This is a genomic window from Rhodococcoides corynebacterioides (assembly GCF_019834675.1).
Classification (GTDB): Bacteria; Actinomycetota; Actinomycetes; order Mycobacteriales; family Mycobacteriaceae; genus Rhodococcoides; species Rhodococcoides corynebacterioides_A.
The window spans coordinates 1-13,951 of record NZ_JABUBU010000012.1 but is presented as its reverse complement, the minus strand read 5'-3'; the positions used below and the strand labels follow the sequence as shown (position 1 = coordinate 13,951).

At 70.6% G+C, this 13,951-nt stretch carries 10 protein-coding genes and 1 rRNA gene; 4 read left to right on the top strand and 7 right to left on the bottom strand.

The features are described 5' to 3' along the window. Nucleotides 1–383 precede the first annotated feature (383 nt). Genes zomB through glf form a run of 5 tightly spaced genes read right to left on the bottom strand, consistent with a single transcriptional unit; the run spans nt 384 to nt 6,761 of the window. Nucleotides 384–2,273, bottom strand: a complete 1,890-nt coding sequence (gene zomB, locus HQ603_RS12800) for a flagellar motor control protein ZomB (RefSeq protein WP_308126509.1) — start codon at nt 2,271–2,273, stop codon at nt 384–386. After that, nucleotides 2,251–3,156, bottom strand: coding sequence for a decaprenyl-phosphate phosphoribosyltransferase (locus HQ603_RS12795; protein ID WP_222684907.1), 906 nt, complete (start codon nt 3,154–3,156; stop codon nt 2,251–2,253). The genes zomB and HQ603_RS12795 overlap by 23 nt, the downstream gene beginning before the upstream one ends. Then, nucleotides 3,153–3,665 carry a phosphatase PAP2 family protein gene (locus HQ603_RS12790; RefSeq protein WP_222684965.1) on the bottom strand — a complete coding sequence of 171 codons (513 nt, stop codon included), beginning with the start codon at nt 3,663–3,665 and terminating at the stop codon, nt 3,153–3,155. The genes HQ603_RS12795 and HQ603_RS12790 overlap by 4 nt, the downstream gene beginning before the upstream one ends. 28 nt (nt 3,666–3,693) lie before the next feature. Next, nucleotides 3,694–5,553, bottom strand: a complete 1,860-nt coding sequence (locus HQ603_RS12785; protein WP_222684906.1) for a glycosyltransferase — start codon at nt 5,551–5,553, stop codon at nt 3,694–3,696. Beyond that, nucleotides 5,550–6,761 carry a UDP-galactopyranose mutase gene (gene glf, locus HQ603_RS12780; RefSeq protein ID WP_308126508.1) on the bottom strand — a complete coding sequence of 404 codons (1,212 nt, stop codon included), beginning with the start codon at nt 6,759–6,761 and terminating at the stop codon, nt 5,550–5,552. Before glf ends, HQ603_RS12785 begins: the two co-directional genes overlap by 4 nt. 240 nt (nt 6,762–7,001) lie before the next feature. Here glf and HQ603_RS12775 point away from each other — a divergent pair, with 240 nt between their 5' ends. Beyond that, nucleotides 7,002–9,089, top strand: a complete 2,088-nt coding sequence (locus tag HQ603_RS12775; RefSeq protein ID WP_222684964.1) for an N-acetylmuramoyl-L-alanine amidase — start codon at nt 7,002–7,004, stop codon at nt 9,087–9,089. Nucleotides 9,090–9,108: 19 nt separating this feature from the next. Here HQ603_RS12775 and HQ603_RS12770 read toward each other — a convergent pair whose 3' ends face one another. After that, nucleotides 9,109–9,930, bottom strand: a complete 822-nt coding sequence (locus tag HQ603_RS12770; RefSeq protein WP_222684904.1) for an HAD family hydrolase — start codon at nt 9,928–9,930, stop codon at nt 9,109–9,111. A gap of 80 nt (nt 9,931–10,010) precedes the next feature. Here HQ603_RS12770 and HQ603_RS12765 point away from each other — a divergent pair, with 80 nt between their 5' ends. The 3 genes from HQ603_RS12765 to HQ603_RS12755 all read left to right on the top strand — a co-directional run bounded on the left by HQ603_RS12765 (nt 10,011) and on the right by HQ603_RS12755 (nt 13,746). Beyond that, nucleotides 10,011–11,693, top strand: a complete 1,683-nt coding sequence (locus HQ603_RS12765) for an ABC-F family ATP-binding cassette domain-containing protein (protein ID WP_222684903.1) — start codon at nt 10,011–10,013, stop codon at nt 11,691–11,693. Nucleotides 11,694–11,813: 120 nt separating this feature from the next. Beyond that, nucleotides 11,814–13,193: a GntP family permease gene (locus HQ603_RS12760; RefSeq protein ID WP_222684902.1), complete on the top strand. Its 1,380-nt coding sequence runs from the start codon at nt 11,814–11,816 to the stop codon at nt 13,191–13,193. A 1-nt stretch (nt 13,194) separates the two neighbouring features. Beyond that, on the top strand, nt 13,195–13,746 hold the full coding sequence (locus tag HQ603_RS12755; protein WP_371831048.1) for a gluconokinase: 552 nt from the start codon (nt 13,195–13,197) through the stop codon (nt 13,744–13,746). A 106-nt stretch (nt 13,747–13,852) separates the two neighbouring features. On the opposite strand, the gene rrf is transcribed toward HQ603_RS12755, so the two are convergent. Continuing rightward, a 5S ribosomal RNA gene (gene rrf, locus HQ603_RS12750) occupies nt 13,853–13,951 on the bottom strand; the annotation flags it as partial.

Sequence of the window (13,951 nt, the reverse complement as noted above, 5' to 3'; positions counted from 1 at the left end):
GGCCGACTCGGGGGGTGCGAAGGCGAGTTGCCTTTCGCGGCTGAGCGCTGGCTTCACCAGCGGCTTCGGTCACGAACCCGTCACGCATACATTCGGCCTCTCACCTTCACACGTGCGGCCGGTCGGCCACACCGCTTCGTTCCGTTCGATCGGGCGGCGTTCCCGTTTCGCTTCACGAACGCCGTCCCTCGGTTTCGTCCACTGCGCGCACGTCGCCCGGTGGGCGAGTTCGCACGTCGACGCACATCATCTCTGCATATCCCCCGCGACGATGACAGCGTTACACAACCGAGATGCAAGATTCCAGCCGGTCGCGTCGTGACATCGCACGGTCGAGGGGGAAACAGCACGACGCGACACGCCGTGTGTGACGTAGATCTCACTCACGACGTCGGTCCCGTCGGAGTCCGCTCGGGGGGCAAGGTCAGGCCGCAGCGCTCGATCTCGTACTTCGGCACCCGGTCGATGCGGTACGCCGCGTAGTCGAACGCGTGCTTGAGGTTCTGCACGAAGCGCGCCCGCGTCAGGTCCGACCGATACGAGGTCAGCAGGGCCTCGGTGTCCGGGCACGTCAGCGCGACCTTCGCCTGCGCCACCCAGTCCTCGTCGAGGTAGAACGGCAGGAACGGGTGCACGTCGACCATCCCCGTGTCCGCGACCACCCAATCGGGGAACAGGTTCTTGTCGTGGCCGATGCGGCCGTTCTCCAGCCGCTCGGTGTGCGCGGCCAGCGGGTACGCCAACCCCATCTGATCGAGCACCCGCACGTCGAGCCCGACGTTCATGCTGGTCATGCCCAGATTGAGGAAGAACACGACGTGCTCGGCGCCGCCCTCGGGAATCGGCAGCGGCGGCGGCACCACGTCCCAGCTCGTGAACTGGGCGGACGGCAGCAGCAGCCCCCCGTCGGGCGTGCTCTCGATCGCGTCGACCATCGCCCGCATGCGCGGGTAGTCGAGGTAGTCGCTCGCGAGGATCGGATGCCGGTGACCGGTGTTGACGGAGTAGAAGGCACGCTCGTCGACGATGCCGCTGCGGCCGACCTGCGTGCCCTGCGGCATGGCCGTCGTGAACGCCGCGGCCACGGCCCACACCAACACGCCGACCCACACCAGCAGGGCGCTCACCAGCGCGATCGGGCCGCGGCGCAGCGGAACCGGAATCACCGCGACGGGCAGCAACAGCAGGAACAACGCCGGCAGCAGCGTCCGGCCGTGCATGAAGTCACCGCCGACGCGCACCGCGTAGACCACGGACAGCAGTCCGGCGAGCAGCGCGAACGCCACCACCGCGGACGGGGTCCGCAGGGCGTCGAGGCTCGTCGGGAGAGTCGGGCGCGCCCGTCCGACACGCGCAGTCGAGCGCGGCGCCGCAAGCGCCCACACCAGGACGGCCATCGCGACGAGCAGCAGCGGCACCCACAGCGCGTAGGGGCCCACCAGGTTGCCCAGGTAGGTCAGCCCCTGCTCCCACTTGGCGCCGCCGGCGTCCTTCGACACGGCCGTGTTGGGGTAGGGCAGCGCGTAGTAGCCCATCCGCCAGATCTGGTAGCCCACCGGCGTCACGCCGGCGACCACCACGATCGCGGCGCGCCGGGCCCACGACTGCGGAACCGCGACCAGCATGAGCAGCGCGATCGCGCCGACCAGCACCAGTTCGGGACGCACCAGCGGCGACAGACCGCCCCAGAAGGCCAGGAACAGCACAGCGCCGAGTCCGGGACGGGTGGCGCGGTCGGCCCACCGCAGCATCGCCCACCACAGGACGGCGATCCAGAAGATCACCAGGCACGTCTCGAGTCCCGACGTCGCGAAGTCGCGCGCCGGCGGAACCGCGACGTAGACGACGGCTCCGGCGGGCAAGAGCACCACCGCGCGCCCACCGTAGAGGCGCATGGTGCCGAGCATCGCGACGACCACCGCGGCCGTCGTCAGCACCAGGGCGATCGTGAGCACCACGTACTCGAGCCGCACGTCCGTGAGCCAGGAGAAGAACCACACCACGTAGGTCCACGCGGTACTGGTGTTGGCCTCGACCCGCTCGCCCGCGTTGAAGACCGGCCCGTTGCCGGCCAGCAGGTTGCGGACCGTGCGCAGCACGATCAGCCCGTCGTCGGCGATCCAGCGTCGCTCCCAGGCGCCGAGGAACGTCACGACGCCGACCACCAGCACGCCCACCGCGCCGACGACGCGGGCCCAGCGAGGGGCCGACGTCGCGGTCGGGTCGACTGCTTCCGTGCGCGTCGTCCCCCTAGGCGAGGTAGACAGCGACACCCACCACTCCGATCCACGCGATGGCGAGCAGTTGGAGCACTCGATCGCCGAGGGCGATCTCCTCGGGCTCGCCGGCTTCACCGCCGTCGACGTCGACGGCGTATCGAAGGATAGCGACGGTGAACGGAACCATCGAGATGGCGAACAGGGTGCTGTCGTTCTTCGCGTCCTGATCGAAGGCCCACAGGCCGTAGCAGATGACGACGGCAGTGGCGCTCAGCGTCCACACGAAGCGCAGGTAGGTGGTGGTGTAGTTCTCCAGCGACCGGCGGATCTTGGCGCCGGTGCGCTCGGCGAGCTGCAGCTCGGCGTAGCGCTTGCCGGCCGCCATGAACAGCGACCCGAACGCCATGATGAGCAGGAACCACTGCGAGAGCGGGATGTCGGCGGCCACACCGCCGGCGATCGCGCGCAGCAGGAACCCGGACGAGACGATGCAGATGTCGAGGACGGCCTGGTGCTTGAGCCCGAAGCAGTACGCGAGCTGCACGCCGATGTAGACGGCCATCACCACGGCGAGGTTCCAGTTGGCCAGGAACGACAGCGCGATCGCCCCACCGAGCAGGACGACGGCCATCGCGTACGCCAGCTGAACCGGCAGGACCCCGGCCGCGATCGGCCGGAACCGCTTGGTGGGGTGAGCGCGGTCGGCCTCGACGTCCATCGCGTCGTTGACCAGGTAGATGCCCGACGCCGCCATGCAGAACACCACGAACGCGAGGGCGACGGGCAGCAGCACCGAGCCCTCGGTGACCGACCCGGCCGCCAGCGGCGCCGCGAGGACCAGGACGTTCTTCACCCACTGCCGGGGGCGCACGGCCTTGACGATGCCGGCCGCCAGGTTGGCCGGCGGTCGACCGACCTCGGTGGGTTCCTCGCTCATGACGCCGCCTTCTCGAGTCGAACCGCGACCGCCGCGCTCGCCGCGCCGAGAGCGGCGCCGCTGAGCACGTCGGACGGGTAGTGCACGCCCAGGACCAGCCGCGAGAGCAGCATGGTGGGCACCAGGACCGGCGCGACCGGGAGCCCGCAGGCCCGTCCGATCAGCAGCGCGGCCGCCGTCGTCGACGTGGCGTGCGACGACGGGAAACTGAACTTGCTGGGGACGCCGACGCCGATGCGGACGTCCGGATGGGTCGGTCGACGGCGACGCACGACGCGCTTCACGGCGATCGAGGCGGCGTGCGCTCCGACGGCCCCGACGACGACGGTGGTCCACTGCGGACGTCGGGCCGGGTCGAGTGCGGCGCCGAGCCCGCCGACGGCGATCCAGCCGAGGGCGTGCTCACCGAGATGCGACAGGCCCCGCGCGGTCCGCACGGCGCCGGGCACCGAGCCGACGGTCCGCTGGACCGCGAGCAGCACCCGGACGTCGGCGTTCGGCGTCGGCAGCGTGACCGGCGACGGGCCGGCCGCGTCGTCAGCCGACCGGGGTAGAGAAGACACGTTCCCACCGCTCCTTGCTGGTCAGTTCGGGGACGGCGCGACGATACTGCTCGGACACCTCGGGGAAGCGTCGCAGCAGCTCCCGACGCAGCGCCAGCGCCTCCCGGCCCAACGACGCCGCGACGGCCCGATCCCGCTTGCGGTAGACCACCCCGCGGCCGTCGGCGGTGGTGACCGTTACGCCGTCGACCTGCGAGAGCAGGAACCAGCGCGAGTCCATGGTGGGCACGTTCAGCTGGGGCGTCTCGTGATGCCCGTCCTTGGCCGGTCGGAGGCTGTGCACCAGGCCGCGGGCCAGCCGGGAGACCTTGGCGACCGCGCCGACGGGCATGCTCACGTCGGGCACGTCGGCGCCGCTCGCGGGCGGCAGCGCCGTCGACGACGGCAGCACGACGGCATCCGGGTACTCCCGACGCGCGGCGTGCACGTCGCCAAGGGCGGTGGGCAGGATGTCCACCAGGTTCTCGGGTCCGGCGAGGAAATCGCGGACGGCCATGTTCTGGATCGCGACCGTGGAGTACTCGAGGCACAACAGGTGCTTCGTGGTCGCCTTGAGCGTGTCCAGGACCAGCCCGCGCGCGGACTCGGGCGCGTGCAGAGCCGCGACCACGAGCCGGTTGCGCAGGTGGAAGTACGCCTGCCAGTCGATCGCGTCGTCCTTGTCGCTCCACGCCATGTGCCAGATCGCGGCCCCGGGCAGCGTGACCGTGGGGAAGCCGGCGGCGCGGGCGCGCAGGCCGTACTCGGCGTCGTCCCACTTGATGAACAGCGGCAGCGGCTGCCCGATGGTCTCGGCGACCACGCGCGGGATGAGGCACATCCACCAGCCGTTGTAGTCGACGTCGATGCGGCGGTGCAGGAGCGTCGACTCGCGCAGCGGCTTCTCGGCGAAGTCGTGGTCGTACTCGACGTTGTCGGCGCCGCCCCACATGAAGCGGGACCGGTCGATGCGTTCGCCCATGACGTGCAGGTGGCTGCGCGCCTGCAGGTTGAGCATCTGCCCGCCGACGAGCGTCGGCACGGTGGCGAAGCGGGCGAGGGCGAGCGCACGCAGGATCGAGTCCGGCTCGATCTCGATGTCGTCGTCCATGAACAGGATGTGCTCGGCGTCCGTGGTGGTCAGCGCCTCGTACATGATGCGGCTGTAGCCGCCCGACCCGCCGAGATTGGCCTGGTCGTGAATGCGGAGCCGATCGCCGAAGTGCGCGGCGACCTCGTCGAAGTCGGGCCGATCGCGCACCTTGCGCGTGCCCTGGTCCGGCACGATCACCGCGTCGACGACGTCCATCACCAGCGGGTCGGACGCGATCGCGGCCAGGGCGGCGACGCAGTCGGCAGGACGGTTGAACGTCGGGATCCCGACGGCGACGCGCCCCGACCCCGGCGCGGGCACGGTCGCGTACCACCCGGCGGCGTCGACGCGCACGTCGTCGTACGTGGTGACGTCGAACCAGATCCATCCGCCGTCCTCGAACGGCCCCAGATCGATCTCGAACTCGAGCGCGGTCGCGCCGTCGGTGGCCGCGCCGTCCACGTGGATGCGGGAGCCGTCGGCCTTGGAGCGGTAGACGTCGATGCGGCACTCGCCGGACAGCTCGACCCGCAGGAGCACCGAGGTCAGCACGCTCCACCGCCGCCAGTAGCCCGCCGGGAACGCGTTGAAGTAGGTGCCGAACGACACCTCCGACTCGGCGCCGATGGCCACCGAGGTCCGCGAGAGCGAGTGCGCGCGTCGGGGATTGGTGAGCGCCTCGTCCGTGTACAGCGACCGCACGTCGAGCGGTTCTCCCGCACGCGGGAGGAGAATGCGGTGCAGCAGAGCCCGGTCCGTCACGACGTGCCGCCGGCGGCGCCGCCCAGAGCGGCGCCGGTCTCGAGGTGCGGGCGCAGCGTGTTCTCGAACGCGGTCAGCGCGCTGGCGATCGCCATGTGCATGTCGAGGTACTGGTAGGTGCCCAGGCGCCCGCCGAACAGCACCCGGTTCTCCGCGGTCTCGCGCTTGGCCCGCTCGCGGTAGGCGGCGAGCTTGCTGCGGTCGTCGGGAGTGTTGATGGGGTAGTACGGCTCGTCACCGGACTCGGCGAAGCGCGAGTACTCCCGCATGATGACGGTCTTGTCCGCCGGGTAGGACCGCTCGGGGTGGAAATGGCGGAACTCGTGGATGCGCGTGAACGGGACGTCGGCATCGTTGTAGTTCATGACCGGCGTGCCCTGGAAGTCGCCCGTCGGCAGGACCTCGGTCTCGAAATCGAGGGTGCGCCACCCCAGTTCGCCCTCCGAGTAGTCGAAGTAGCGATCGAGCGGGCCGGTGTAGACGACGGGCGCCTCCGGGCTCTCCGCGCGCAGCGCGTCCCGGACGTCGAACCAGTCGGTGTCCAGGCGCACCTCGATGAGCTCGTGGGCGGCCATGTTCTCGAGCCACGCGGTGTAGCCGTCGACGGGCAGACCCTCGTGCGTGTCGTTGAAGTACCGGTTGTCGAAGGTGTAGCGCACGGGCAGTCGCGTGATGTTGCCGGCGGGCAGATCCTTGGGATCGGTCTGCCACTGCTTGGCGGTGTAATCGCGGACGAACGCCTCGTAGAGCGGTCGGCCGATCAGCGCGATCGCCTTCTCCTCGAGGTTCGCGGCGTCGTCCACCGAGATCTCGCTGGACTGCTCCTCGATGAGTGCGCGCGCCTCCGCGGGCGTGAAGTAGCGCCCGAAGAACTGGGAGACCAGGCCGAGTCCCATGGGGAACTGGTAGGCCTGGCCCTGGTGGAGGGCGAAGACCCGGTGCTGGTAGCCGGTGAAGTCGGTGAACCGGTTGACGTACTCCCACACCTTCTCGTTCGAGGTGTGGAAGAGGTGCGCTCCGTACTTGTGCACCTCGATGCCCGTCTCGGGCTCGGGTTCGGAGTACGCGTTGCCGCCGAGGTGCGAGCGCCGATCGAGAACGAGCACGCGCTTGCCCAGTTCGGTGGCGCTTCGCTCGGCGATGGTCAAGCCGTAGAAGCCGGACCCCACGACGATGAGGTCGTACCGGCCGTGCGAAGAATCAGTCACGGGTGACCAGGGTATCCGACGCCGTGTAGTGGAGCCGCGTCCCCAGCCGGACGACCCGCCGTTCGAACACCTGGCCGAACCCTCTAGTAGAGGTTGATGGTTGACTGTTCTGTGGTTACTGTGACGCTTGTTGCGCATCAGAAGCCACATCAGTCACATCCGTGACACGACGACCCGGTGCGCAACGACGTCTACCAGGGGAGTTCATCAGTGCACCGTCGCCCGAAGCCCGCACTCGTCATGGGTGTCGTCGCCGCGCTGGCGGTGACCACCCCCGTCGCCGTCCACCTCGTCCGCGAGCAGTCCACCGACGTGCAGACCGCCACCGATTCGGCCGTCGTGGTCCCCACCAGGATCGCCAAACTCGCGTTGGCGAACGCCCCCGACATCGTCATCCCGCTCGAACAGCTGACCGGCCTCGCACTGCCCGACATCAACCTCGGCTCGCTGCGTGACCTGCCGATCCCGGACAACCTCGAGATCCCCGCCATTCCCGGCATCACCGTGCCCGGGGCAGCGGCGCCCGCACCCCTCGCGCCCGGCGACGTGGCCGACGCCGTCGAGGTCCCCGCCGGCGGCGCCGTCGTGAAGGAGATCGCGCAGGACACGCCGTTCAGCATGGTCGCGCTCACCGCGGAGCAGCTCGGCAACGCCGTCGCCCGCGTGCGTGCGCAGCTCGACGACGGGTCGTGGGGGCCGTGGAACGAGACGCAGCCCATCGACACCGGCCGCTCCGACTCCGACGTGCCCACCGCGTCCCCCGGGACCGAACCGATCTACGTCGGCGCCACCAAGCGCGTCCAGTTCCTGCTCACCCCCACCGTGCCCACCCCGGCCGTCAACCCGGCGGACCCGGCGTTCCCGGTTCCCCCGGCGCCGGCCCCGGCTCCCGCAGAGGCCGCAGCTCCGGCTCCCGCCGATCTCCCCGCCCCGGCGCCGGCCGATCCCGCGCCCGCCGAGCTCGGCTACGTCCCCGCGTCGTCGTCGAGCCCGCTGCGCGCCCAGCCGGCCGCACCGGTCGCCCAGACCCTCGCCGACGCGACGGCCGTCCTCATCACCCCCGGCACGTCGGCCGCCGACGCGACCCTGGCGGACATCGCCGCCCCGGTCTCCGGTTCCGGCCCGGCCGTCATCTCCCGCGCACAGTGGGGCGCCGACGAGTCGATCCGCTGCGGCAGCCCGACGTACGACGACTCGCTGGGCGGCGCGACGATTCACCACACCGCGGGCAGCAACAACTACACCCGGCAGGAGTCCGCGGGCATCGTCCGCGCGATCTACGCGTACCACGCGCAGACGCTGGGCTGGTGCGACATCGGCTACAACGTGCTGGTCGACAAGTACGGTCAGGTCTTCGAGGGCCGCGCGGGCGGTCTCGACCGCAACGTCGAGGGCGCGCACGCCGGCGGCTTCAACGAGAACACCATGGGCCTCGCGCTGATGGGTGACTACAGCCGGACCGCTCCGACCCAGGAGTCCATCGACGCCGCCGGCCGCTTCCTCGGATGGCGCCTCGGCAAGGCGGGGCTGGATCCGCAAGGCCGCACCACCATGTACTCCGAGGGCACGCAGTACACCTTCGTGCCGCAGGGCAATGCCATCGATCTGCCGGTGATCTTCGCGCACCGCGACGTCGGCAACACCGAGTGCCCGGGCGACGCCGCGTACGCCCGACTCGGCGACATCCGGTCGATCGCCGCGGCCAACCTCGGCGCCGGATCGCCGACCGCACCGCAGCCCGTCACCTCGCCCGACACCGTCGTCGGCGACGGTACGGTCCCCGCACCGCCGAGCACCGACGCGTCGGGCCGCGACAGCAGCGCCGCCCTGCGCGGCCTGGTGTCCGACCTCCTGCGCATGGGCGTGCAGAACCCCGTCGTCCAGAAGTGGGTCGCCGAGGGCGGCGAGACCGGACGCCTCGGCGCCGCGCTGACGGGCCTCCTGCCGATCGCCGACGGGCTCGAGAAGGCGGACTTCGTCAACGGATCGATCTACACGACGCCGACCGGCCAGGTGGTCTCGGTGCTGGGCAAGATCTACCAGCAGTTCCTCGCACAGGGGTCGGAGTCCGGGTCGCTGGGCCTGCCCGTCACGGACGAGTACGACATCCCCGGCGGCAAGCAGACCGACTTCACCAACGGCTCGCTGATCTTCGACCAGGTCACCGGCATCGTGACCACGGTGATGAAGACGTTCGTCGACACCTACACGACGGAGATGAACGCCGGCGCTCCCGCACCGGCACCCGAGGCGGCCCCGGCGCCCGAGGCCGCACCCGCACCCGCACCCGAGGCGGCACCGGCACCCGAGCCCGCCCCGGTGGGCTGACCCGGCCGTCGTCGGTAGCTCAGGTCCACCAGCGCTCGACGACGCGGGCCACCCCGTCGTCGGCGTTGGTCGCGGTGACCTCGTCGGCCGCGGCGATTGCATCAGGATGGGCGTTGCCCATCGCGACGCCGTGGCCGACGGCCGTCAGCATGGGGACGTCGTTGGGCATGTCGCCGAACGCGACCATCTCTGCGGCGTCGATGCCGAGGGTGCGCCCCACCTCGAGCAGGCCCGACGCCTTGGTCACGCCGGGTGCGCTGAGCTCGACGAGCCCGTTGTCGGTGGAGAACGTCACGTCGGCCAGATGCTCGACGTGCGCGGTGATGGCCGCGGCCATCGCCCCACTGGTCATCGACGACTGCCGGACGAGCAACTTCACCGCCGGCGCCGACAGCACGTCCTCGGCGGAGGTCTCGGTGTTGTCGGGGTTCAGCCAGGCGTGTTCGTACCCGGGTTCGCTGACGAACTGGGGTGTCGCCGAATCGTGGGCGGATTCGCCCACCCGCTCCACCGCCAGGCCGCAGCCCGGCAGCAGGGCGCCGACCACCGCGGCGATCTCGGCCAGCTCGTCGACCCCCAGCGTCGCCGCCGAGATCACCCGGTCGGTCTCGCTGTCGTAGAGCACCGCGCCGTTGGCGCACACCGCGCGCGGGGCCAGGCCCAGCTGCTCGACGACCGGGGTGATCCACCGCGGCGGCCGACCGGTCGCGAGGACGAAGACGTCCCCTGCCGCGACGATCGCGTGCACGGCGGCGCGGGTGCGGGCACTGACGCGCTCGTGCCGGTCGAGAAGCGTTCCGTCGACGTCGGAGGCGACGAGGCGCGGTCGGGTGGGCTGCATCGTTCGAGTCTGCCCGACCGGACCGACACCGCCGAATATCGGGTGACGCCCGTCGGCCCGTCGCCGTACGCTGACCGCCCGTGGCTCATCTCGAACTGGTCGACGTCGACCTCGCGCTTCCCGACGGTCGACCGCTGCTGAACGGCGTGTCGTTCCGCGTCGGCGACGGCGCCAAGACCGCCCTCATCGGACCCAACGGGGCCGGAAAGACCACGGTCACACGGCTTGTCGCCGGCGAGATCGAGCCCGATTCCGGCACGGTGACCCGATCCGGTTCGCTCGGGGTGATGCGCCAGTTCGTGGGGAAGGTGCGAGACGAGACGACGGTGCGCGACCTCCTGCTGACCGCGTGTTCACCCGCCGTGCGCGCCGCGGCGACCGCGCTCGACGACGCCGAGACGGCCATGATCGAGTGGGACGACGAGCGAGCCCAGATGGCCTACGCCACAGCGCTGTCCGACTGGGGCGACGCCGGGGGCTACGACCTCGAACCGTTCTGGGACGAGGTCACCACCACCGCCCTCGGGATGCCGTACGACCGCGCGAAGTGGCGCGCTGCCGCGTCACTGAGCGGCGGTGAGCAGAAGCGGCTGGTGCTCGAGGCGCTCTTCGGCGGCACCGATCGGCTCCTGCTGCTCGACGAGCCCGACAACTACCTGGACGTGCCCGGCAAGCGGTGGCTGGAACGCACCATCGCGGCGTCGGACAAGTCCGTGCTCTTCATCAGTCACGACCGAGAGTTGTTGGCGCAGGCGGCCACTCGGGTGGTGACGCTCGAGCCGGGCGTCGCCGGCGCGACGGCGTGGGTCCACGGCGGCGGGTTTTCCACCTACGCCGACGCGCGCGTACGGCGAACCGAGCGGCTCGACGAACTGCGCGCCCGCTGGGACGAGGAGCGCGCCAAGTTGCAGGCGTTGGTGCTGCGGCTGCGAGAGAAGGCGAAGTTCAACGACGGCGTGGCCTCGCGATACCAGGCGGCGCGCACCCGACTCGAGAAGTTCGAGCAGGCCGGTCCGCCGGAGGCGGTTCCGTTGCGGCAGAACGTGTCCGTGCGCCTGACGGGTGGGCGGACCGCGAAGCGCGCCGTGGTGTGCACCGGTCTGGGGCTCACCGGACTCATGGCGCCGTTCGACACCGAGCTCTGGTACGGCGACCGCGTGGCGGTGCTCGGCTCGAACGGGTCGGGCAAGTCGCACTTCCTCCGGCTGCTCGCCGGCGGGGGGTCCGATCCCGCCCCCGAGCATCGGCCCGTCGACGAGCTGGACCTCGCGCCCGTGCCGCACACCGGGACCGCCGTACTCGGGTCCCGGGTTCGTCCGGGACTGTTCGCGCAGACGCACACCCGGCCGGACCTCGAAGGGTCGACGCTGCTCGAGATCCTGCATCTGGGGACCGCGCACCGGGCGGGCATGGGACGGGAAGCGGCCTCGCGGGCGCTCGATCGGTACGGCCTGTCCCGGCAGGCCGAGCAGAAGTACGACGACCTGTCCGGCGGGCAGCAGGCACGCCTGCAGATTCTGCTGCTCGAGCTGTCCGGGGCGACTCTGCTGCTCCTCGACGAGCCCACCGACAATCTCGACCTGGAGTCGGCGGACTCGTTGCAGGACGCCATCGCCGCGTTCGACGGCACGGTGATCGCCGTGACGCACGACCGCTGGTTCGCGCGGAGCTTCGATCGCTTCCTGGTGTTCCGGTCCGACGGCCGTGTCACCGAGGCGGACGAGCCGGTCTGGGACGAGGCCCGGGTACAGCGACAGCGGTAGCGGGGTGCGGTCCGCCGCGCACGCCGAACGTGACGATTGGGACACGGTGCGCGTGCGTCCGGCTCGGGCGCCGACCACCGGACCTTAGGGTCGGGTCACACCGAGGAGAGGCGTGACCGCGTGGACATCATGGAACCGGCGTACGGGACCGCGTACCTGCTGACCGTGGCGGCGGTCGCCGTCGCCGTGTTGCTCGTGCTCATCATGAAGGTGCGGCTGCACCCGTTCCTGGCGCTCGTGCTCGTCAGCATGGTGACGGCCGTCGCGGCCGGCATCCCACTGGCCGACGTCCCGGACACCCTGCTGGCCGGCTTCGGCGGCACGCTCGGCAGCGTCGCGTTGCTCGTCGCGCTCGGCGTGATGTTGGGTCGCCTGCTCGAGAAGACCGGCGGGGCACAGGTTCTCGCGGACACGCTCATCTCGCGGTTCGGGGCCGCGCGAGCGCCGTTCGCTCTCGGCGTGGCCGCGTTGATCTTCGGCTTCCCGATCTTCTTCGACGCCGGCCTGGTCATCTTCCTGCCCATCATCTTCTCGGTGGCGCGGCGGTTCGGCGGCTCGGTGTTGCTGTACGCGCTGCCCACGGCCGGCGCGTTCGCCGCCATGCACGCCATCGTGCCGCCGCACCCCGGTCCCGTCGCGGCCGCGGACCTCATGGGCGGCGACATCGGTCTCACCCTCATCGTGGGGGTCCCGGTGGCCGTCGTCGCCTGGTTCGTCGGCGCCTACCTCGTCGGTACGCGCCTCGGCCGGCGCTTCGTCACCTCGCCCGCCGCGATGTTCGGCGACGCCTCGGACGACGACCGCATCGCCGCGGATCCGCCGAAGTTCGTCGCGGTGCTGGGCCTGTTGCTGTTCCCGTTGATCCTCATCTGCCTGAACACCGGCATCTCGACGCTGCAGACCGCCGGCACCGTTCCCGAGGACGCCGCCTGGGCCGATGCGCTGGTGCTGATCGGCCAGACGCCCGTGGCCCTGCTGCTCACGGTGTTGCTCGCCCTCGTCGTCCTCGCGCCGGGACGGTTCTCCGTTCAGCGGGCGACGGACCTCATGGACGACGCCCTGGGCCCGGTGTGCGCGATCATCCTCATCACGGGTGCGGGCGGCATGTTCGGCGGCGTCCTCCGCGCCAGCGGCATCGGGACCTCGCTGACGGAATCGTTGTCCGGTCTCGGCTTCTCGCTGATCGTGCAGGCGTTCCTCATCGCCACGGCGCTCCGGGTGGCGCAGGGCAGCGCGACGGTGGCGTTGACGACGACGGCGGGACTGGTGTCGGCGCAGGTCGCCGAACTGGGTCTCGACGACTTCCACATCGCCCTGCTCGTCTTCGCGATCGCGGCCGGGTCGACGGTGCTGTCCCACGTGAACGATTCGGGGTTCTGGTTGGTCAGCCGCTTCTTCGGCATGGACGTCAAGACCACCCTCAAGACCTGGACGGTTCTGGAGACCACGCTCGGCCTTGCGGTCTTCCTGGTGGCGGCACTGCTCTGGGTAGTGTTCTGAGGTGACCACCGATACCGGCGCCGGCCACCCGGACGCCTCGCACGGCCCGCCTCGCCACATCGTCGTCATGGGGGTGTCGGGGACGGGGAAGACCACCGTCGGCAAGCGGGTGGCGCGCAAGCTCCACGCGTCGTTCGTCGAGGGCGACACCCTGCATCCGAAGGCGAACATCGACAAGATGTCGGCCGGCCATCCCCTCACCGACGAGGACCGGGCACCGTGGCTCGCGGCGATCGCGGCCGAGATCCGTCGTCTCGACCAGGACGGCGTCGCCTCGGTCACCGCCTGCTCGGCGTTGCGGGTGACATATCGCGACAAGCTGCGCACGGGCTATCCCGAGCTGTTCTTCCTGCACCTGCAGGCGGACTACGACACCTTGCTGGCCCGCATGACCCGTCGCAAGCACTTCATGCCGCCGTCGCTGTTGCATTCGCAGTTCGACACCCTGGAGGATCTCGAGCCCCGTGAGCACGGCGCCGGCATCGCGGACGTCGACGGGATCGACACCGTCGTGGCGGCCGCGCTCACGGCGCTCGGCGTTCGCCGCGACTGACGCGCCGGCAGGTTCGACGGGCCTGTCGCGCAGCGCATCTCGACAACAGGGTCCCGAACGCACGGCACCCCCCGACCGGGTGGTCGGGGGGTGTCGTGGAATGGTTGTTCGGCGGTGTCCTACTCTCCCACACCCTGTCGGGTGCAGTACCATCGGCGCTGGAGGGCTTAGCTTCCGGGTTCGGAATGGGTCCGGGCGTTTCCCG